The 20544-nt window shown below is 50.4% G+C and carries 10 protein-coding genes and 1 pseudogene; 3 read left to right on the forward strand and 8 right to left on the reverse strand.

The window, feature by feature from the left end; translation table 11 throughout:
• Positions 1-2: 2 nt before the first annotated feature.
• Positions 3-1454, reverse strand: a complete 1452-nt coding sequence (locus HCG48_RS18510) for a glycoside hydrolase family 13 protein (protein ID WP_168570471.1) — start codon at positions 1452-1454, stop codon at positions 3-5.
• A 376-nt stretch (positions 1455-1830) separates the two neighbouring features.
• On the opposite strand from HCG48_RS18510, the gene ccmS reads away from it, so the two are divergent.
• A complete protein-coding gene (gene ccmS, locus HCG48_RS18515) occupies positions 1831-2253 on the forward strand; it encodes a beta-carboxysome assembly chaperone CcmS (RefSeq protein ID WP_168570472.1) in 423 nt (140 codons plus the stop codon).
• On the opposite strand, the gene HCG48_RS18520 is transcribed toward ccmS, so the two are convergent.
• The 4 genes from HCG48_RS18520 to HCG48_RS18535 all read right to left on the reverse strand — a co-directional run bounded on the left by HCG48_RS18520 (position 2250) and on the right by HCG48_RS18535 (position 10617).
• A complete protein-coding gene (locus HCG48_RS18520; protein ID WP_168570473.1) occupies positions 2250-3293 on the reverse strand; it encodes a DMT family transporter in 1044 nt (347 codons plus the stop codon). The genes ccmS and HCG48_RS18520 overlap by 4 nt on opposite strands.
• A gap of 129 nt (positions 3294-3422) precedes the next feature.
• On the reverse strand, positions 3423-4547 hold the full coding sequence (locus HCG48_RS18525; protein WP_168570474.1) for a hybrid sensor histidine kinase/response regulator: 1125 nt from the start codon (positions 4545-4547) through the stop codon (positions 3423-3425).
• 4 nt (positions 4548-4551) lie between these two features.
• Positions 4552-9135: a PAS domain S-box protein gene (locus HCG48_RS18530; protein ID WP_168570475.1), complete on the reverse strand. Its 4584-nt coding sequence runs from the start codon at positions 9133-9135 to the stop codon at positions 4552-4554.
• A 576-nt stretch (positions 9136-9711) separates the two neighbouring features.
• Entirely contained in the window at positions 9712-10617 is a 906-nt protein-coding gene (locus tag HCG48_RS18535) for an alpha/beta fold hydrolase (protein ID WP_168570476.1), read from the reverse strand.
• Between the two features lie 112 nt (positions 10618-10729).
• Here HCG48_RS18535 and HCG48_RS18540 point away from each other — a divergent pair, with 112 nt between their 5' ends.
• Positions 10730-12226, forward strand: coding sequence for a polysaccharide deacetylase family protein (locus tag HCG48_RS18540; protein WP_210437281.1), 1497 nt, complete (start codon positions 10730-10732; stop codon positions 12224-12226).
• A 150-nt stretch (positions 12227-12376) separates the two neighbouring features.
• Here HCG48_RS18540 and HCG48_RS18545 read toward each other — a convergent pair whose 3' ends face one another.
• Both HCG48_RS18545 and HCG48_RS26925 read right to left on the reverse strand, forming a co-directional pair.
• Positions 12377-13942 carry a Na+/H+ antiporter gene (locus HCG48_RS18545; protein WP_168570478.1) on the reverse strand — a complete coding sequence of 522 codons (1566 nt, stop codon included), beginning with the start codon at positions 13940-13942 and terminating at the stop codon, positions 12377-12379.
• A gap of 247 nt (positions 13943-14189) precedes the next feature.
• Positions 14190-15185, reverse strand: a complete 996-nt coding sequence (locus HCG48_RS26925; protein ID WP_375339345.1) for a calcium-binding protein — start codon at positions 15183-15185, stop codon at positions 14190-14192.
• Between the two features lie 361 nt (positions 15186-15546).
• On the opposite strand from HCG48_RS26925, the gene HCG48_RS26930 reads away from it, so the two are divergent.
• Positions 15547-15765: a pentapeptide repeat-containing protein gene (locus HCG48_RS26930; protein WP_375339346.1), complete on the forward strand. Its 219-nt coding sequence runs from the start codon at positions 15547-15549 to the stop codon at positions 15763-15765.
• Here the strand turns inward: HCG48_RS26930 and HCG48_RS18550 are convergent.
• A pseudogene (locus tag HCG48_RS18550) lies at positions 15753-20516 on the reverse strand (DUF7948 domain-containing protein); the annotation flags it as partial. The gene HCG48_RS26930 and the pseudogene HCG48_RS18550 overlap by 13 nt on opposite strands.
• Positions 20517-20544 lie beyond the last annotated feature (28 nt).

Consider the following 20544-nt stretch of genomic DNA (forward strand, 5'->3'; position numbering starts at 1 on the left):
AGCTAGGAAACCGCCCAAACCGCTCCCGATCGCCCGTCCAAGCTGACCGTCGCGCGGTCGCCGTCCCAGGCGATCGCCCCAGTTCCAAACACGCACTGACTCGGACGGGACTGCAATCGACTCGCGGTTAAGCTCAATTGCGCCTTTTCCGTCCCCGCATTGACCGCCACGACCAGTTCCTCCCCGTCTAGCTGGCGTGCAAAGCTGTAAATCATCCCTTGCGCCTCTAATGGGAGATAGAGTCCGGTTCGCAATGCCGGATAGCGGTGGCGCAAAGCAATTAAGCGGCGGTGGTATTCTAAAACTTGGTTATCCCACTGTTCCGACGGCGGGAAACTGCGCCGACAGTCGGGATCGTCCGCCCCCGGAAGACCGATTTCGTCGCCGTAGTAGATACTCGGGGCTCCGGGGAAGGTAAATAAGAGTAAGGTGGCGAGTTCGACCGTGGGGCGATCGTCTTGGGCGCAAGTGTACAGCCGCGCCGTATCGTGAGAATCTAAGAGATTGAGTTGGGTCAGTTGAATGTCCCAGGGGTAGAGATCGAGTAATTGGGCGATGCGATCGCCGTATCCCGGGGCGTCTAAGGCGGGAAAGGGTTGATAGTCGCTGTGAGGGAAGTAATCGCGGACGATGCGATCGCCTGCAATAAAGGCGAGAGTCGGTTCGGTAAAACGGTAATTCATCACCCCGTCAAATTGGGTTCCGTCCAACCACTCCCTGGCGTCTACCCAGACCTCTCCGACGATGTAGGCGTCCGGATTAATTTTTTTGACGCGATCGCGAAATTCCTGCCAAAATCCCGGCACTTTAATTTCAAAAGGAACGTCCAACCGCCAGCCGTCAATCCCAAATTCGAGCCAATATTCGGCAATTTCAAAAATGTATTCGCGCACTTCGGGATTTTCGTGATTGAACTGCGGTAAAGCGCGATTTCCCGCCCAACCGACATAATTCGCGGGTTGACTGCCATCGTAAGCGGAAAGCGGCCAATCTTCAATCTTGAACCAATCCAACCACGGCGAATACGGACCGTTTTCGAGGATGTCATTGAAGAAGAAAAAACCGCGACTGGCATGATTAAAAACGCCATCGAGAACGATTTTGAGATCTCGTTCGTGCGCCGCGTCGAGTAAGGCTTTAAAGGCGGCACTTCCGCCTAATAATGGATCGATTCGATAGTAGTCGTGGGTGTGGTAGCGATGATTGCACGCCGACTGAAAAATCGGGGTAAAGTAAATGGCATTAATGCCCAAGTCTTGCAAGTAGTCGAGGCGGTCGAGAACCCCCCACAAGTCCCCGCCTTTATAGCCTTGTAAGGTCGGTTTTTCTTCCCAAGGTTCCCACGGGGCATTTTTCAATAACTTCCGGCGCCCGGGTTCGCTGCGGGCGAAGCGATCGGGGAAAATTTGGTAAAAAACTGCATGTTTTACCCAGTCCGGCGTCTGAATTTTCATGACTTACTCTGCGATGTCCTCTTGTTATAGTAACGAGGGCGGGGCGATCGTTCAAAATTCGCCAGAGCATTTACTTTTTTCGATCGAAGAGACTGGTTGTAAAATAAACATTAACAGCCATGCTTGAGAGGAAGCAATCGCCGGAGCGTCAAACGACACATGGCTGCCATCGGGTTACCCCAACGCTCTCGACAGTCTATTGTGCCTTGTAGGGGTTTTGTTACTAAACCCCGGGCTTTGGCTCAGTCTAGAAGAGCCATTTTTTATTTTGTCAATTTTTGGGTTTGTGGTTCGCCGCCCGTTCGACTGAGAGATGGGGCAAATGGGCGAGTTTATTGCATAATTAAAAAGCACCCAGAAGCCGAAAGATCATCTCATGTTTGCTGCACCACCTGAAAAACCCGAGGATGAATGGCGTCGGATCTTAGCCGATTTTGCCAAAACGAACGATCGCGACTTGGCGGCCCTGTCGTGGGGATTGTGGCAGGACAAACAACTCGAAGAAAATGTTATCGGGATCGATATGATGCCGACGCCGCATTTTATTTACTGTCCCAAAAGTGCGATCGCCCAACTCAATACTAACGTAGATAATCGACTGCGCGAAGTTCTCGGTATTCTTGACGGGTTTAATCCGGAAAAAGAAGTGTTAATCTTCGGAATTTGCGAGGGACAAATCAAGTTAATTAACTTTGAAACGGAACCGTCGCCGCCGGAGTGTTTTACGGAAGTCGGGGCGGATGTGAATACGTTACTCGATCGCCTCGAAGCTCGTTTGCAGGGGAAGGTTGAGGCTTAAATTCCTTTAAATCCGGTTTCCATTTCTAACTCTTTGGCGGGACTGGTCGGCGGCGGTAGGGCGGTTTCTTTCTGTTTCTGTCCCACGCCAATTTGGTTCAAAATAATCCCGACGACAATGACGCTACCGCCGATATATTGCGCGGTCGTCGGGGTTTCTCCTAAAATAAAATAAGCGGCTAAAATTCCGGCGATCGGACTGAAAGAACTGGCTAAAGAAACTTCCGATGCTCCAGTTGTTTTTAAGCCCTGAAACCAACAGAGTTGACCGCCGACGACGATCGCCGCCCCGTAAATCAACATCCATTGCCACACAAAGGGGGAAAAGGCATCGATAAAGTGATCGGCGCCTAACAGTTTGACGGTAATGACAAAGAATAAAAAGGCTCCCATTGCCGTGCGAAAAATGGTAAAAATTCCGAGGGGAATTTGGCGCAGTTTGATTTTACTGATAATGGTAGAACAGGCAAGGGCGATCGCCCCTAAAGCGGCATAAATTTCGCCTTTACCAATCTCTAAACTCGCCCCCATGTTAACCATTTCTTCCGAGGGACTTTGCCAGACAATCGTCACCACGACGCCGATAAAGGAAACGACTGCCCCCGCAACGACCCAGGGATTGACGCGATCGCCGAGCAACCATACGGACAATGCTAAAATTAAAGGCGGTTCGATCCGCCCAATTAACACTACATTATTAACCATGGTCAGATCGAGGGCCATAAAGATTAATGATGGGGCTAGAGCCCCGGAAAGAATGGCGACCCCCATTAACGCCAACCAATCGATCGCCGAAAGTTGTTTTAAGGTTCGCGGCGTCCACTGTTTGCCATACAGGGCAATTAATACGATTAAAGCGCAAAGATTGCCGACGAATAAGGTATTACAAAATGAAATAGGATTGCGTCCGTCGATGAGATGTTGGGCGCCGATTTCCGTGAGTTTGCGGACGACGGAATTCGACGCAGCAAAAATTAAAATAGCGAGAAAAAGATAACCCCGTCCGGGAATTTTAGTGAATAGATTAGATAGAGAGGTCACGGCTCAAAATTATCCTCATCAGTGACTGAAATCAAACCGAACAATAATGAATCACGGGAGAGGATCGCTGCTGTTGCCATTGCCGTTGCCACCGATTGCAAACCCGCTTTTTTATACCCTTTCTAACCGTTATTCGACTCGACGACAAGGGATGTAGATATTAAAAACCGTTCCCGATCCCAGTTCGCTATTGACTTCGATGCGTCCTTCGTGAAGGTCTACGGATCGTTTGACAATGGCTAAACCCAAACCCGTTCCGGGAATATTGCCGACATTGCGAGCTCGATGAAACGGCTGGAATAGATGTTCTAATTCCCCTTTGTCGATGCCGATCCCGCGATCGCGAACTTGAAAACAAATATAACTTTTATCTTGAAAAACTGACAGATCGACTGCACCGCCATCGGGAGAATACTTAATGGCATTTGAAAGTAAATTATTGAGGACGTGCCACATTAATTTAGCATCTAAATAAATCATAGAAATATCGAGATCGCACGAGAACGTTAAGTTATAGCGATCGCCGACGGCCATTCGCAACGGTTCGAGAATACTTTCACAAAAAATTGAGATATCTACCGGAGTTAACTCTAAAGACAGTTGACTTTCTTCGGTACGGCTGAGAGTTAGCACATCTTCCAACAACTCATTTAGGGATTTAGTCGCCGATTCGATCATGTCGATCTGTTTTTCCTTTTTGTCATCGGACAGGCGATCGCTGTAATATTTGAGTAAGGCAACAGAAGTTTTAATCGTAGTCAGGGGATTGCGAAAATCGTGAGCGGCCATTGAAATATATTGCGATTTCAAATGACTATTTTCTTCTGCCTGTCGCCGTTCGTTTTCCGCCGCCACCAACGCCTGTTTGATATCTGATTCTGCCTGAAATCGAGACAGAGAAATCTCGATTGTCACTTTCAATTCTTGCGGGGTAAAGGGTTTAATAATATAACCGAAGGGATGAGTAATTTTAGCCCGTTTTAGCGTTTTTTCATCGGCATAAGCGGTTAAGTAAACGATCGGAACGGGAAACAGGCTTTGAATTCGATTGGCGGTTTCGATGCCGTCGATCTGACCTTGAAGCATGATATCCATCAGGATTAAATCCGGTTTGGTATGGGTCGCCATGTTAATAGCTTCTTCACCAGAGCCTACAATATCGATCGGTTCGTAGCCCATACTTTCGAGGTGACTGGCAATATCTTCACCGACGATCGCTTCGTCTTCGACGATCAAAATTTTAATGCTTGACATCGGATTAGAACCTCTTGCGTTCTGTAGGCTGAGGAAAGGTCACTGTAAAACAGGTTCCTTGAGTTCGATCGATTTCTAAATTCCCTTTGAGTTGTCGGGAGAGGGCGCGAATTAAACGGAAACCCAGAGAGTAGCCAGTTCGCGAGTCAAAATTTGGTGGTAAACCTACCCCATTATCGCGAACGATCAGGCGCAAGCGATCGGGAGGTAAAATAGAGAAGTCAATTTTAATTTGGCCGACTTCGCGATCGCGAAACGCATGTTTTAAGGCATTAGAGACGAGTTCGTTAATCAGCAGACCGCAAGGGATGGCGGTATCTAAATTTAGCGAAAGTTTTTCGACATGGAGATCGAGGGCGATTCGCCTGTTGCCAATATTATAGGAAGAAAACAAATTTGTAGTCAGGTTTTTGATATATTCGGCGAAATCAATTTGAGCGATGTTTTTGGACTGATACAGTTTTTCGTGAATGAGCGCCATTGAGGAGATCCGCGCCTGACTGTCTTGCAAAATGGCGAGAATTTTTTCGTCCTCTAACGATTGAGATTGCAAGGAAAAAATACTGGAAATAATTTGCAAGTTATTTTTAACGCGATGGTGAACTTCCTTGAGTAATAATTCCTTCTCATTGAGGGAAGCTTTGAGCTTTTCTTCGGTTTGTTTGAGTTCGCTCAAGGTTCGCATCATTTCGCTGATGTCGCGACAGACGCAAATACAACCGCCATCGGCTAATTGAGTAAAGGAGAGGTCTTCGACAAAGGTGCTGCCATCTTGGCGCCGGGCGATCGCCTGTCCTTGCCAGTGGCCTTCGCGACGCAAAACCGGGAGAATTTCGGTCTCGAACCGCTCGATTTCGCTGTCATCGTAGAGAACCCGCCAGGTTTGGCCGAGGATATCGCGGGCGTTGTCGAAGCCGAAAAAGGTAACGTGAGCGTGATTGAGGTAAATAAATTGCCCGTCGCTATTGAGAATGGCGATGCCGTCGCTGGCGGCTTCGATCGCCGCCAACTGGCGTTGCAACTGCACTTCAGCCTGTTTGCGTTCGGTGATATCGGTATGGGATCCGGCCATGCGATAAGGTTTGCCCCGGTCGTCGCGCAAGGCCGATCCTCGGGTCAAAATCCAGCGATAGTGACCGTCTTTATGGCGGGCCCGAAACTCCTGTTCGTAGCTGCTAACTTTGCCCGTCAGGTAGTCGTCGAGGGTCGTCATCGCGCGATCGTAATCCTCCGGGTGTAGGGTTTGCTGCCAGGATTCGATCCGATGGGGTACTTCATCGTCGGCAAAACCGAGCATACTTTTCCACCGGGGAGATAAATACAGGTGTCCGCTTTCGATATCCCAATCCCAAATCCCGTCTTTAATCCCTTCCACGGCGAGGGCAAACCGTTCTTCACTCTTGCGTAAAGCAATTTCGGCTTGTTTGCGTTCGGTAATATCTTGCGCCAACACCATCCCCGCAAAAATCTCGCCGCGATCGTTGGTAACGGGTAAACTTTGCAACAAGAGTAACTTGTTGCCGTAGCCAACTTCAAAGGTTCGCGATTTGCCGACGAGGGCCGCGCGGTAGTGGGGTTCGAGGATGGCGCACAAGTCCGGCGGAAACAGTTCCCAAATGGTTTTACCTTGCAAGGCTTCGCCAGAAAAGCCGATATCTTGCAGTCCGGAACCGTCGCAGATGGTGTAGCGAAAATCGCGATCGTATAAAATCACGGCTCCGTTGGGAAAGTTGGCGATCAGGGTACGGTAGAGTTCTTCACTTTTACGCAAGGCATTTTCCGAACCCTCGCGCCGTTGGACTTCCTGACGCAGTTGCTCGATGGTGTCGGCGAGTTCGGCAGTTCGCAGGTTGACCCTCGCTTCGAGTTCCGCATTGAGCTGTTGCACGGCAGCTTCTGCTTGTCGGCGTTCCGTGATATCGGTGATCATGGCCAAGACTCCAGTATAATTCCCGGCATCGTCGAAGAGGGGATTGGCGGAGACTAAGCCGTAAAATGAGGAACCGTCCTGGCGCCGAAATTGAAATTCGTGTTGGGCGGAGATCCCTTGGCGGCGCCATTCGAGGTACTGTTTGACCATCTCGCAGTCCTGTTTGTAGACAAAAACGTCCAAAGGTGCGCCGAGCATGTCTTCGCTGTCGTAACCGAGCATCGACGCCATGCGCTGGTTGACGAAGCTGGTACGATCGCCCTGGTCGAGGGTCCAAATCCCTTCCATACTGGTTTCGACGATTTGACGATAGCGCTTTTCGCTTTCGCGCAAGGCGATTTCCGCTTGTTTGCGATCGCTAATATCGCGATAGGCACTTAAAAATAATTCTCGTCCTTGATGGTTGACAATCGACGAGGACACCAGCAGGGTGCGCCGGGTGCCGTCTTTGGCGCGGATCGTGGTTTCGATATTGCGAAACTCGCGCAAGTTGAGCAGTTGGGACAGTCGAGATAAAGCGCGCTGGTATTCTTCGGGTTCGGGATAGATCAGGGCTAAAAAGTTCTCGCAGCGATTGGCTTCGTCGGCGGTATATCCGGTAATTTCCTGCATTTTCGAGTTAAATAGCAAGAAATAGCCTTTGGGATCGCTCAAGGCGATGCCTTCGCCGACGGTTTCGAGAACGGTGGAAAGCTGTTGGGCCGTTTCGGCGATCGCCCGTTCCGTTTGTTTGCGTTCGGTGATGTCGGTAATCGTAGTCACTAAATAGCGCTGTCCCCGATCCGTACTGGCCCAGCCCCCGGTGAGGTAAATGTGAAAAACGCGACCGTCGTGACGGCGGATCTCCCATTCTCCGGGGGTTTCGAGGTCGAGCAGCTCGGTGTAATGCCTGCCGACTAATTCCCCTTCCGGGTAACCGAACAGGTAACAAAAGGCGGGATTGACCCGCACGAAACGGCCCTGTTCGTCGGCGAGGGCCAATCCGATCGGGGCGGTTTTATAAAATAAGCTCAACAGTCGTTCGTTATACGCCAATTGTTCTTCAGCCCGTTGGCGCGCTTGCAATTGAGCTTGCAGTTGTTGGAACAGTTGGGCTTGTTGGATGGCGATCGCCAGTTGCACCCCCACCCGTTCGAGTAAGTTCAACTCTTCCGGATACCAGTTGCGCGGTTCGTCGCACTGATGGGCCACCAACAATCCCCACAGGTGACGTCCGATGCTCTCGGTGGCGATCGCCTCGCCGCGTTTGAGCTTCTTACGTCGGGGTTCCATAATAATCGGAATCACTAAAAAGCTGCGAACCTCGAACTCTTCGAGCAGTTCGATGTGACAACCCGTCAATCCCGCCTGGTAAATATCGTTGACCGATCGCTTGCGTCCGTTTAGATATTCCAAGCTGCCGTTCGTTTGAAAGTAAGTATCGCGAATTTGCTTGCCGAGGATCGACAGACAGCCCTCGCTGACCGATTCGGCGACGATTTCCCCTTCCATATTCGGGGCGAACTGGTAGACTAAGACCCGATTGCAGTCGAGAAAGCGCCGGACTTCGCGCGCGGTGGAATCTAAAATTTCTTGGAGGTTGAGCGATTCGCGAATGCGGGACGCCACCCCGGCGAGGAGGGCTTCGCGACGGACGCGATCGCGCAGTTTGGAGGTGCGCTGTCGCACTTTTTGTTCTAAATCGGCGGCGCGATCGCGCAGTAACTCGACTTTTTGGGCTTCTAAATGCAAGACTTGCTCGTGGAGCACTTCGATGACGCGATACATCTGTACCGGATCGAGGATTTGCAACAAGCGCGTTTGAGTGACGATCCCGAGTAATTCCCCGGACGCGCCGACGACGAGCAGGCGCCGGATCCGGCGCTCCAGCATGATTTGATGCGCGTCCCAGAGGGAATCGTGAGGGCACACCGCGAGTACGGGAGTACTCATCACGGTTTGGGCGCTGAGGGATTCTAAATCGAGTTCTAAGGTTTGGAATTGAATGATGTCTCGTTGGGTGACGATCCCGACGGGGATGAGATGACCGTTTTTGTGTTCGGAGATCGTCACGCAGCCGATCCGCCGCCGCACCATCAGTTCGGCGATTTCGCGAATCGAGGTAGTTGGCGACGCCCAAATCACGTCCGGGTTCATCACGTCCCGGACTTCCTGAAATTTGAGCAGGTTAGATGGTTGGAGCACTCGCCGGATGTGGCTGGCGGTGACGACGCCGAGCAGTTGCGATCGCCCGTCCACGATCGGCACGTGGGTGATGCCATGTTCGCGAAATAACTGCACGATATCGAACAGGTTGCGCCCCTCGCTCCATTCCAGGGCGATCGGATCGTCGCTCATCACCTGCGCTACGGTCAAATCGGCGATCGGGGTCGCGCGGGATGCTATTTTTACCAGGTCGCTTTCGGTCACGATACCGACTAAGCGCGCCCCTTCGACGACTAAAATACAGGTGCTGCAAGTGCCGATTTGCGCTTGTAAGGGCAACTCTCCCGGCAATGTTGCCCCCCACTCGTTCCCCACGGTGCAGGCCCGATCGCGAACCTCGCTCATTAAGGCGACGACTTCGACAATCGGTCGGTCGGGACTGACGGTAAGCGGATCGCGCTCGATCGCCTGCTCTAAGGAGAGGGATTCCAACACGGAAGGGTTGAGAGACATAGTCAACGGAACCAACGACGAAAAAAGCGATAAACGGATAGCTCTAGTATTTTTATGGTTGTTTTTAGGGTTGTTTTTAGGGTTTAAGTCTTGTCGGGCTGAATTTATTTTTAAAAAGTTTTATCGGAACTTTAAAATCAGGTTTCAAAAAGGAGTGGGCGATCGCGATCGTTGCGAGATCGCGAGCCGAACTGTTCTCAAAATCGGGGTATAGCCAAGCTTTTTAGAGATCGACGATCGACCGACGGCGCCGCGATCGCGATGGTTTGGAGGCTCCTCGTTGCCCGTTTACTCCCCTCGGACAATTGGCAGTTTTCTATCGGTAGAAATGCCCAAATTTCACCGGATAGATTCCCGATCGCAGACTCCGATTTACCCCAATTTTGTTCCTTCAATCCCGAAAATCTTCGTTCTCTACGGCGGCGATCGACCCGATCTCCCTAGGGTCAGGATATCTGAAACTTTAACAAGAATTGAAATAATCTTAAATAATATTGACAAGGGTTAAAAATGAGTAACATTTACCCCTGAAGCGGACGGAAGACGATCGGAGCCGTCCTCCGATCGCCGCGCCTTCTAAAAATCGCTGGCTTCGATGGCGCGCCCGCTAAAATTGACGATATGACGAGCAGTTTCTCGGGGTTTTTCTAAATGAGGAACGTGGCCGCATTCGGGAATCCAAATCAGCTTGCTGCCCGCAATTTCTTCTTCAAACCGAGTCGCATCTTTGACGCCGATAATGCGATCGCGATCGCCCCAGAGAACTAACGTATCTTTTTCGATTCTACCAATTTTATCCCTTAAAAAACCATAACCGCCACTTTTTGTAAAGGAAATCGTCGCTTCGCTCCACCCGGGCATTTTTAAATGCAGCGCCGCACAAACTGCCGCATCTACAGAGGCAAATGTCCGGTCGTAATAGGCTTGCTCGCTAATTTTTTGGCGGACCCGAGGATTGCGTAAAAACTCTGTCGCCCAATAGCCCAACGGCGGAAATAAAAAGCGGCTCATCACCGGGGCTTTGGCAAATCCGGCGCTATCGACGAGGACGAGACGGTCTACGGCGTCGGGATAGGATAAGGTAAAGTCGATCGCCGCCGCCCCACCCATGGACACGCCGACTAAAATAACCGGACGGGCGATCGCTTCTTGCCAAAACGAGTGTAAATGAGTCTTAATCGCTGCCGGGGTCGGCAATCCGACCGGGCGATCGCCGAAACCAAACCCGAGCAAATCCAGAGCCCAGGTCTCGAAAGAGGGCGAAAGTAAGGGCAAGAGACGGCGAAACTCGAACAGGGAGCTATCAAAGCCGTGCAGTAGCAAAATCGGCGGGTCGCCGCTACCGTCGCGGACGAAACTGGTGACGATCGCCTCGTCGCGCAAGGGCGTGGGGATCCCCTGCCGTTGGATGCGTTGGGCCAGGGCGATCGAGGTCGGCTCGGTCAAATTTTCGACGTCAGGCGGGAGGAAACTGGGGAACATCAGTCAATAAGTATATATATGGATCGCGATCGCTTCGTAACCGAGGCTATGGCGGGCGATCGCCCATCGGAGGTAAGCTAAGGTGAACCGAATCTCACTATAAGCATTAACGATCGTGATTTCAACACCACTCTCGCCCAACCTTCCCACCTTAGACGAACTGGTGGACGGCCTGCCCAATATTTGCGGCTGGGAAAACGAAGTCAGTCGCGTGGTCAACCACGACGATCCGATTTTCCTGGGCGATACTAACATCAAGCTCGACCGGATTAATTCCGGTTTCGCGATCGCCCTGCACATGCACCAGCCGACGATCCCCGCCGGGGCCGACGGCGAACCGATCTGCAACCTCCAGTACATGTTCGAGCATCCTGGCGAAGGCGACAACCACAACGCCGAACCCTTTGCCTGGTGCTATTCCCGTATGGGTCAATTCATCCCCGAACTCGTCGCCGAAGGCTATAACCCCCGGGTGATGCTCGACTATTCCGGAAATCTCCTGTGGGGATTGCGACAAATGGGACGCGACGACGTCCTCGACAACCTCAAGCGGATTACCTGCGATCGCGCTTACCAGCCTTACGTCGAATGGTTGGGGACCATGTGGGGCCACGGCGTCGTCCCCTCCAACCCGATCCCCGACATCAAACTTCACATTCAAGCGTGGCAACACCATTTTGCCGCCATCTTCGGCTGGGATGCCCTGCGTCGCGTCAAAGGCTTCTCGCCGCCGGAAATGCACCTTCCCAACCACCCGGATACCCTCTACGAGTACGTTAAAGCCCTCAAAGAATGCGGCTATCGCTGGTTACTCGTCCAAGAGCATTCCGTGGAAACCCCCGAAGGTCACGGACTCGGCTACAAACACATCCCCTATCGCCTCGTGGCGCGCAATTCCAACGGCGAAACCACCAGCATCACCGCCTTGATTAAAACCCAAGGGTCCGATACCAAACTCGTCGCCCAAATGCAGCCCTATTACGAAGCGAAAGGGCTGTCGCGCCAGCAAATCGGCAATGTTTCCGTTCCCCCCCTCGTCAGCCAAATCGGCGACGGCGAAAACGGTGGCGTCATGATGAACGAGTTCCCCGACGGCTTCAAACAGGCGATTTACGACATCGGCAAGAATGAAGGGGGCAGTTCCGGAACCGTCGCCCTCAACGGAACCGAATATCTCGAACTGATCGAAGCGGCGGGCTGTTCTCCGGAAGATTATCCGATTTGCCAACCCGTGGGACAACACAAGATCTGGCAAAAGGTGGATCCGGATAAAGCCACTTCTGAAGCCATAGAAGCGGCGATCGCCGAAATTAAGCAACACGACCACAATTTCCACGTCGAAGGGGCTTCCTGGACCAACCACATCAGTTGGGTGCAAGGTTACGAAAACGTCCTCGGGCCGATGAACGAACTCAGCGCCCTCTTCCACGAAAAAATTGACCCGATTTATAGTGAATCCCTGACACGGGAACGCCGTTATCGCGAAGCATTGCTTTACAACATGTTGGTTCAAACCAGTTGTTTTCGCTACTGGGGACAAGGAACCTGGACTGACTACGCCCGCGAACTCTATCGCCGAGGGAAAGAAATTCTCCAACGCGACTTTTAAGGCATTCTGAATCAGCCATGCCCACCAGTCCTCTCAATCTCAATTGTAAAAGAATGGTGGGCTGTTTTTTTGTGCATTTTTTGTGCATTTTTTGTACGTTTCTCGTGCATTTTTGTCCAGGTCAAAGACCCACGCCACAGGGTAAGAAACCTAAGTTTTCTCCTCTTGAATGACGTCTTGCAAAAACGGTGCCAACTCTCGATTTAGGCGACCCGATCGCACGAATTCGGCATAGGTATCGGCTTCGATCGCGAGGAGTTCTTCGCGGAACTTTTCGCGAACAAATTCTTGTAAATCCGGTTCTTGCGATCGCAGTTCCTCGATTTCTCTTTCTAACTCTTTGATTTGCCCTTCAACCAAGCTTTTTTGATAGCGATAATATTCCGGATCGATATCCGGTCGCCGTTTTTCTTCTTCGAGGCGTTCGAGAACCCGGGTTAATGCAATCCGACGGGCGATCGCTTCTAAATATTGCTGTTTCTGGCTTTGTTCTCCCAGCAGATTTAACGCTTTTAGTAACGGTTTCGTCGTCAATCCCTGAACCAATAACGTAAACAGAACCACCCCGAACACGGTGGCGATAATTTCTTCTCTGGCGTCGAGAATAATCGGAACTGATAACGCGAGGGCGATCGATACCGAACCCCGCAATCCGCCCCACCACAATACCGTCCGTTCCTGCCAATTAATATTCGATTCTACGACCCAATTACTAAATCCTCCGAGGAGATAAATCGAAACAGCCCGAGTCACTGCAACGGCGGCAATGGTAATGGCGATCGTATCTAAATTATTGCCCAAACTCGCAAATTGAATCTGATCGCCAATTAATAAAAAGACAATCGAATTGACGAAAAATGCGAGGAATTCCCAAAATTCAGTCACAATTAATCGCGTTCGCGGATTCATGCCAATTCGCGAACCGAAATTCCCTAAAATCATCCCCGCCATGACAACGCCGATCACCCCAGAACCGCCGAGTTCTTCAGTAATTAAATAAGTCCCGTAAGCGGAAACTAAGGTCAGCGATTGTTCGACTAAAGGCAAGTCAAACCGTTGGGTTAAAAAAGAAATTCCAAAACCGATTAAACTGCCAACTCCTACCCCAATGCCGACAAAACCGACAAATTCAGCCACCGTCCGCCGCAACTCAAAATCATCGGTTCCCAATGCCAATCCGACCAGCAAACTAAAGGCGACAACGGCAACACCATCGTTAAATAAGCTTTCCCCTTCCATGAGGGTCGAAAGTCGTTTGTCTACCCCTAATTCCCGAAATAAAGCAATCACTGAAACCGGATCGGTGGCGGACAGACTCGCCCCGAGTAATAAGGCTGTGGTGAGGGGAATCGCCGCCCATTGATTGAGGGCAAATGCGATGCCAAGAACGGAAATCACGACGCCGACGATCGCGTAAAGAACGACGGGAAATAAATCTCGTTTGAGATCGGGCCATCGCAGGTTCCAAGCCGCCTCGAATAGCAAGGGAGGCAGAAAAATGGAGAGAATTAATTCTGGGGAAAGATTGACAAGACGGACATCGACAAAGGCGAGGGCTAAACCGACAATAACTAAGAGTAAGGTATAGGGAATTTGCCGAACCCAACTAAAAATTTGTGGCAGGGTGGCAACGCTTAAGGAAACGGTGAGAACGAGTAAAAATCGTTCTAAGTTTTGCTGAATGAGGGCTTCGCCTGCAACAGTTTCGAGAGACATGAGTACGGTTTTAGGTTTTAGGTTTTAGATTTTAGATTCAAGTAAGGCAGAAGAATGGGGTGGGTAATAATTGCCCACTTTAGTCGCTATTTTATGATGGCAATTCAACGATCGCAGGATCTTCAGGTTTCAGTTGCCGTAGGGTCGAACAGTAGGGAAAAACCTAGGGGAAAACGGCTGTTTGCCCCTATTATTTGGTATCCCATGCATCCCATGCAACAGATTACAGCAGATTTACTGAAGACTTTTACAACATTGCAAAATCATCGCGATCGATCGCCCCAAATTCGATGTTATCGAGAGTCACTAAAATGCGATCGCCGGAACGAACGATCGCCCCCCGTTCGCTTTCAACGATCGCCAACATCTCAAAACTTATCCCAGATGATAATACCAGGCGATCGATCCCGTCTTCAAAATCGATAATGCGATCGCCTCCACTACTGTGTAACACGAAGCGATCGCTACCGTCGCCACCGCAGAAGATATCGGCCCCGAAATCGCCGAATAACCAATCATCGCCGCGATTTCCGAAGAGAATATCGTCATTTTGCCCGCCGTGGAGGGTGTCGTTTCCATTTCCTCCGATAAGGGTGTCCTCGCTTTCGTTTCCGTTGAGAAAGTCGTTCCCTTCCCCGCCGAATAACCAATCTCGACCGTCAGGGTCGCCAACGGTGGAATCGCTAACCCCACCGAAGACGGTATCATCGCCGTTATCCCCCATCAGGCGGTCATTTCCACGATCGCCCCAGATCAGATCGCCGTCTTTCCCTCCCCAGATCGAATCGTCGTCTCGTCCGCCGTAGAGACTATCGGATCCTTGATTGCCGTGGATCTCATCGTCGCCACGATTGCCGAAGATCAGATCGCGATCGTCGTCGTCGGCGGGCGATCGATCGCTGCCGACCCCGCCGAAAATGAGATCGTTGCCCAAATCTCCCCATAAAATATCGTTTCCGCGATCGCCGAACACTAAATCGTCATCTTTGCCGCCGTGGGCGCGATCGCTGCCAGATCCGCCATAAATCGTGTCATTACCTTCATTTCCATGAAGAATATCGTCCCCGGAACCCCCTTCGAGGCGATCGCGATCGATCGTATCTCCCACTGGGGTTTCGCTTCCCCGTCCCCCGCGAAGGATGTCATCCCCTTCGTCACCATATAAGTTATCGTCATTCCCCCGACCGAATAAGGCGTCATTACCGCTAAATCCAAATAAGCCATCGGCGCGATCGCTGCCCAAAATGACGTTATTTTCTTCATTTCCAAGGCGATCGGCTTCGGTTGAATTGGGAATAGGCGGTGTTATATTACTTAATGCTGCATTGAATTCAGTCTGTTCTACGCCGAACTCGCAATCACAACAGCGATCGCTGACAGGAAGGTTATTTTGGGGGGCGATCGGAATTTCTGGAGGATCGACAGTATTCAGATCCTCGATAACGGGATCTTCGTTAACTGGAGTTTCAATAACTGGAGTTTCGATAACCGGATCTTCGATAACCGGATCTTCGTTAACTGGAGTTTCAATAACTGGAGTTTCGATAACCGGATCTTCGATAACCGGATCTTCGGTAATCGGATCTTCGTTAACCGGATCTTCGATGACTGGAGTTTCAATAACGGGATCTTCGGTAACCGGATCTTCGTTAACTGGATCTTCGTTAACCGGATCTTCGGTAACCGGATCTTCAATAACCGGGTCTTCAATAACCGGATCTTCGTTAACCGGATCTTCGTTAACCGGGTCTTCAATAACCGGGTCTTCGATAACCGGATCTTCTTCTTCAAAATTGGGAGTAACCGTCACGCCAAACGTCTGACTGACGGCTTCCAGACCGTCGCTGGCGGTAATTTTAATACTGAATTCGCCGACATCTGCGGCGTCCGGCGTTCCGCTAAAGGTTCCACTGGAGGAGTCGAAACTCAACCAACTGGGTAAATCGGCGCCATTATTTAAGGTTGCAGTATAAACCAGATCGTCGCCGTCAATATCGTTAAAATGAGTGGCGGCGATCGCAAAACTCACTAAATCCCCTACAATCGCGGTGCGATCGCCGATCGCCTCGTCCACTGTTGGCGGGTCATTTTCCGGCGTCACCGTCAAATTTACCGTCGCGTCGTTATCGCTGAAGTCCTTACCGTCAGAGGCATTCCAGCTAAAGCTAGTGGTTCCGTTAAAGTCGGCATCCGGGGTAAATACCAACTTGGCGAGGTCGGAAGGGGCGATCGCACTTCCGGCGGTCACCTGCGCCCCTGCGAGGGTCAATATTCCGTTACTCGGTAAAGCCGTTATCGAAATTGCGGATAATTCGTCACTTTCCGTGTCACTAAATGCTGCAGTAAAGTCGGATTCGCTAAAGGCGATCGCCGTATCTTCCGATCCGGATAGGCTAATATTACTCAGAATCGGGGCATCATTAAGCGGGGCGATCGCGATCGTAAAGGTTCGAACCGTTGACGTATCCTCGCCGCCATTTGCCGTCCCGCCGTCATCCTGCAAGGTCACCGTCACCGTCGCCGTTCCCGACACATTCGCCGCCGGAGTATAAGTTAGAGTTCCCGTATCCGAGGCGATCGCGGGTAACGCCGCAAACAAACTATCGTTATCTGTCGTTAGATTAAACGTTAAGTTCTGACTGACTTCATCGCTACCACCCCCGGCAGAAATCGCACTTGCCCACCCAGTCACCGTTTGCGAACCCGCATCCTCGTCGATACTGAGATCGACCCCCGGGGTAAAACTCGGGGCGTCATTGACCCCATTGACCGTTACCGCCACCGTCGTTTCTACGAACTTTCCGCCCGTATCGGTTCCCCGCAAGGTGAGATTAGTGCTTCCACTGACATCGGCGGCGAAGTCGAGAGTGAGGGTTCCCGCCGTCGGATCGATATTCGTCGTGTCGAACAGTAGGGGATTACTATTGTTGATAATCGTATAAGTTAAATCTGGATCCGCATCTTCTACATCGTCAAAAGCAGCAAACAGATCGATCGCCTGATTCGCTGCATCTTCGTCAACGAGGATATCGGCGATCGCATTTGCCGTTGGCGGCGTATTCGTATCCACCAGGAAACTCCCCAAGCTGCCCGCATCGAGGGCGTTTCCGGTCGTGTCGGTCACTTCGCTGGCTTGAACTCGAACCGTGTAAGTTCCATCGTCGGTCACGTCCCAGGTTCCGTCGGGAGGGACGATTTGATAGGTTGCCGTAATCGGGGTATTGTTGCCCGTCGGCGTCGTACTTTGTAGGGTCGCCGCCCGATTTTCCCCCGTCGGCGTCACCACAATAATGTCATTATTATCTAAATTGCTGACATCGATCGCGCGATCGTCGCTATACTCGACCGTAAACGTGTAACTCGTCCCTCCAGCCACGGTCACATCGGCAGCCGTCAAATTCGCCATAGGAAGCGTAGTATCGATCGAACCCGGGGAAGCGATATCTAAGCCACTATTGCCGCCGAGGTTAGCACTTTCGTAAGCCGTTCCCGTTGCCGAAGTTGTGCCAATATTGTTTAACGCCCAGTTGCCCCCCGTATTATTATCTGCACTGAGATCGGTTAAATAGATCGACGATTCGCCACTCCCGGATAACGACGGCCAAGGTCCGGCATTATCGTAGTTTACCTCGTCAGTCGTTGTTGTAAAATCGCGACTATTGTAACTGGTTAAACTATCCCACAATCCGATGCGATCGCCATTATTCGCCAGGGCGGGCCAATCGGTAACTGGGATAAGATTGAGTCCGCTTCCCCACGCCGCCTCGAACGCCGCCGCCGTCAGATCTTCCGCATTATAAAGAATACCCGTTTGACCGGGGGCGATCGTCCCACTGGCAATATTCGCCGCCGCCAGAATGCCTAAATCATCGTCATCCAAGACAAACCCGGATAAATCAATCGGGGTCGTCCCGTCGTTATAAACCTCAATCCACTCCCAGTCATCCTCTACACTTTCGGGATTGTAAAGAATCTCAGAAATAATCAACGGTGGTAAATCGTTATCGACAATACTGGGATTGATGATACTTGACGCCGTACCATCAACAGTAATTGAAATTCCCCCATCTCCATAAACCGTATCGGTAGAGGTGACACTGTGGGTGAGAGTCCCCGTATGCGACCCCTCCCACACTAGATCGTCTACCGCCGTGACCGCAATCGTTTGCGGAATAAACCAATTCGCCGAAGTAAAGGTCACCGAATTGGTAGCATTCACTTCAGTATCCGACGCAACTTGTACCGTTACATCTGCTGTCGGTTGCGTCGTCAGGAGAATTTCGTACTCTTCCGTTAACGTTCCGTCTTCGTCTACGGTCACATCGCCATCAGTCCGAATTTGAACTTCCGGCGACCCGGTGACAATTTTGGAGACAAAAGCGTCATACCCCTCCATCCCAAATTGATTGGATGTTTGCAAAGCATTGGTGACTAAACCCAAATTAGATAAAGGAACTACGGGGAAGTCCGAAGAACTGGTTTCTCCAGTAACATAAGCATTTCCCGAACTATCGAGGGCAATACCGTAGGCGCGATCTTCACTCGTACCGCCGAGATAAGTAGAATAAGTTAAGGCAGTCGCATCGTTATTTAATTGGGCAACAAACCCATCGTCCCCGCCCCCAAAAACTTGTTGAATCGGACTATTTGTAAGGGTTGGCGGTAACAGAGGAAAATCATTACTTCGCGTATATCCAGTTAAGTAAGCATTACCGCTATCATCAACGGCGAGACTCTTCGGTCCGCGAACGTTGTCATTTCCCATTCCACCTAAATAGGTCGAATAGTCTAATGAAAAAACGGGCGTAACTCCCGTTTCGTTAAACTTCGCCACAAAAACATCAAACGTTCCACCGCCGTGGGTATCTTGTAATACTCCAGCCGTCGTTGGTAATGGAAGAGTTGCAGTGGTTCCCGACCCGGTAATCCCAGCTATGTAAATATTGCCAATGTCATCGACAACAATCCCGTAGCCTTCATCGGTATTACTTCCTCCGAAATAAGTCCCGTATTCAACATTCGTTCCCGCCGTATTTAATTTAACGATAAAGGCATCACTATTGCTGGTATTATCCCCTTGATTGATATTGACCTGTAAACCCGTCGAGGTCGCTGGGAAATCTGTATTAAAATCTGTTGCAGTCGAATAGGTTTCTCCAGTAATATAAACTTCCTCATTGCTATTAATAGCAATTCCCTGACCTTGATCGATGTGTTTTCCGCCAACATAGCGACTGTAGGCTAAAACTGCACCGGATGCTTTGATGCGGGCGACAAAAGCATCAACAGCGCCATTATTGGTATTATTGGCACTATTAAAATCTGTAGAATAAGTTTCTCCAGTAACGTAAGCATCGCCGTTACTGTCAACAACAATCCCCCGTCCGATATCTATGCTAGTACCGCCGAGATAAGTGCTGTAAGCTAATGTTCCTGTATTATCTAATTTTGTAATAAATACCTCGTTTGCATCAAAATTACCTCCAGCTTTTGCAGTTTGAAAAGCAGAAAGGGTAGGGAAATCTATTGAATTTGTACTGCCAGTAATATAAGCATTTCCCAAATTATCGACAGTAATATCCGTCCCTGCATCGATGGTGCTACCACCGATATAGGTGCTGTAAAGCAATCCCATTCCTGTCGGATTGAGTTTGGCAACAAATACATCTACAGCTTGATTTCCCCCAACGGTAGCGGGGAAATCGCTCGATAAAGTTGCCCCGGTGATGTAGGCATTTCCTGCATTATCTACGGCGATGCTGCTGCCGCCATCATCTCCCGTTCCCCCTAAATAGGTAGAGTATTCTAAGACCGGATCGATCGCCACGGCGTAAGCGGGATTGTAGGCGCCTAACTCAAAACCAATACGATTCTCGTCGAGTAATTTGTAGCGACTTTCAACTTCGACGATTTCGCCGTTAATATACTGATAACTGAAGGGAGCATCTTCGATAAATTCTCCGTACTCAGTGGTTAAAATTAAGTCTCCTTCTTCGTCAATCTCGATGTTTTCGATGCCGCTATAGTCAATTTGAATTAAATTGGGATCGACCCCAGCATCGACAATAAAATCGCGCTTTAAATTTCCTGCCGTACCGCGATAAACTAAATCAATTCCCGGATATAAATCTTGATAGACTATGCCGCCATAAGTGGGAACATTTGTCAACCATTTTTCCGGGTCGTTGCCGTAGAAAAAGTTGGCCACTCCTTCTAATTCTTGCAATCCGGTAATTTCAGGATTGGGATTGGCCCCGAGAAACTGCATTTCCACGGTGGAGGAAACCGTTTCACTTTCGAGTTGATTGATGCTATTGAAAACAATTTCGTCGGGGGTGAAAAAAATATTGACCCCATCGTGGCGGAGGTTAAATGCAACTTCTGCATCGGTCTGGCCGACATTGGGAATAAAGCTGAGGGGAAGTGCGGTTTGAGAGGGGGAATTCGATTCGCTGTCGGAGGGAAGCGGAACGAGGTGATTTTGCATGAGTTTGGCGGTAGGTAGAGCAAATGAGAGCGACAATTGACGGATTGCCGCTCGCCTATAATGATTGATGTAGCTGCGATCGCCCATGTACAATTAAAATTGTACCCAAATTAGA

Source organism: Oxynema aestuarii AP17, assembly GCF_012295525.1.
In the GTDB taxonomy this organism is placed as follows: domain Bacteria; phylum Cyanobacteriota; class Cyanobacteriia; order Cyanobacteriales; family Laspinemataceae; genus Oxynema; species Oxynema aestuarii.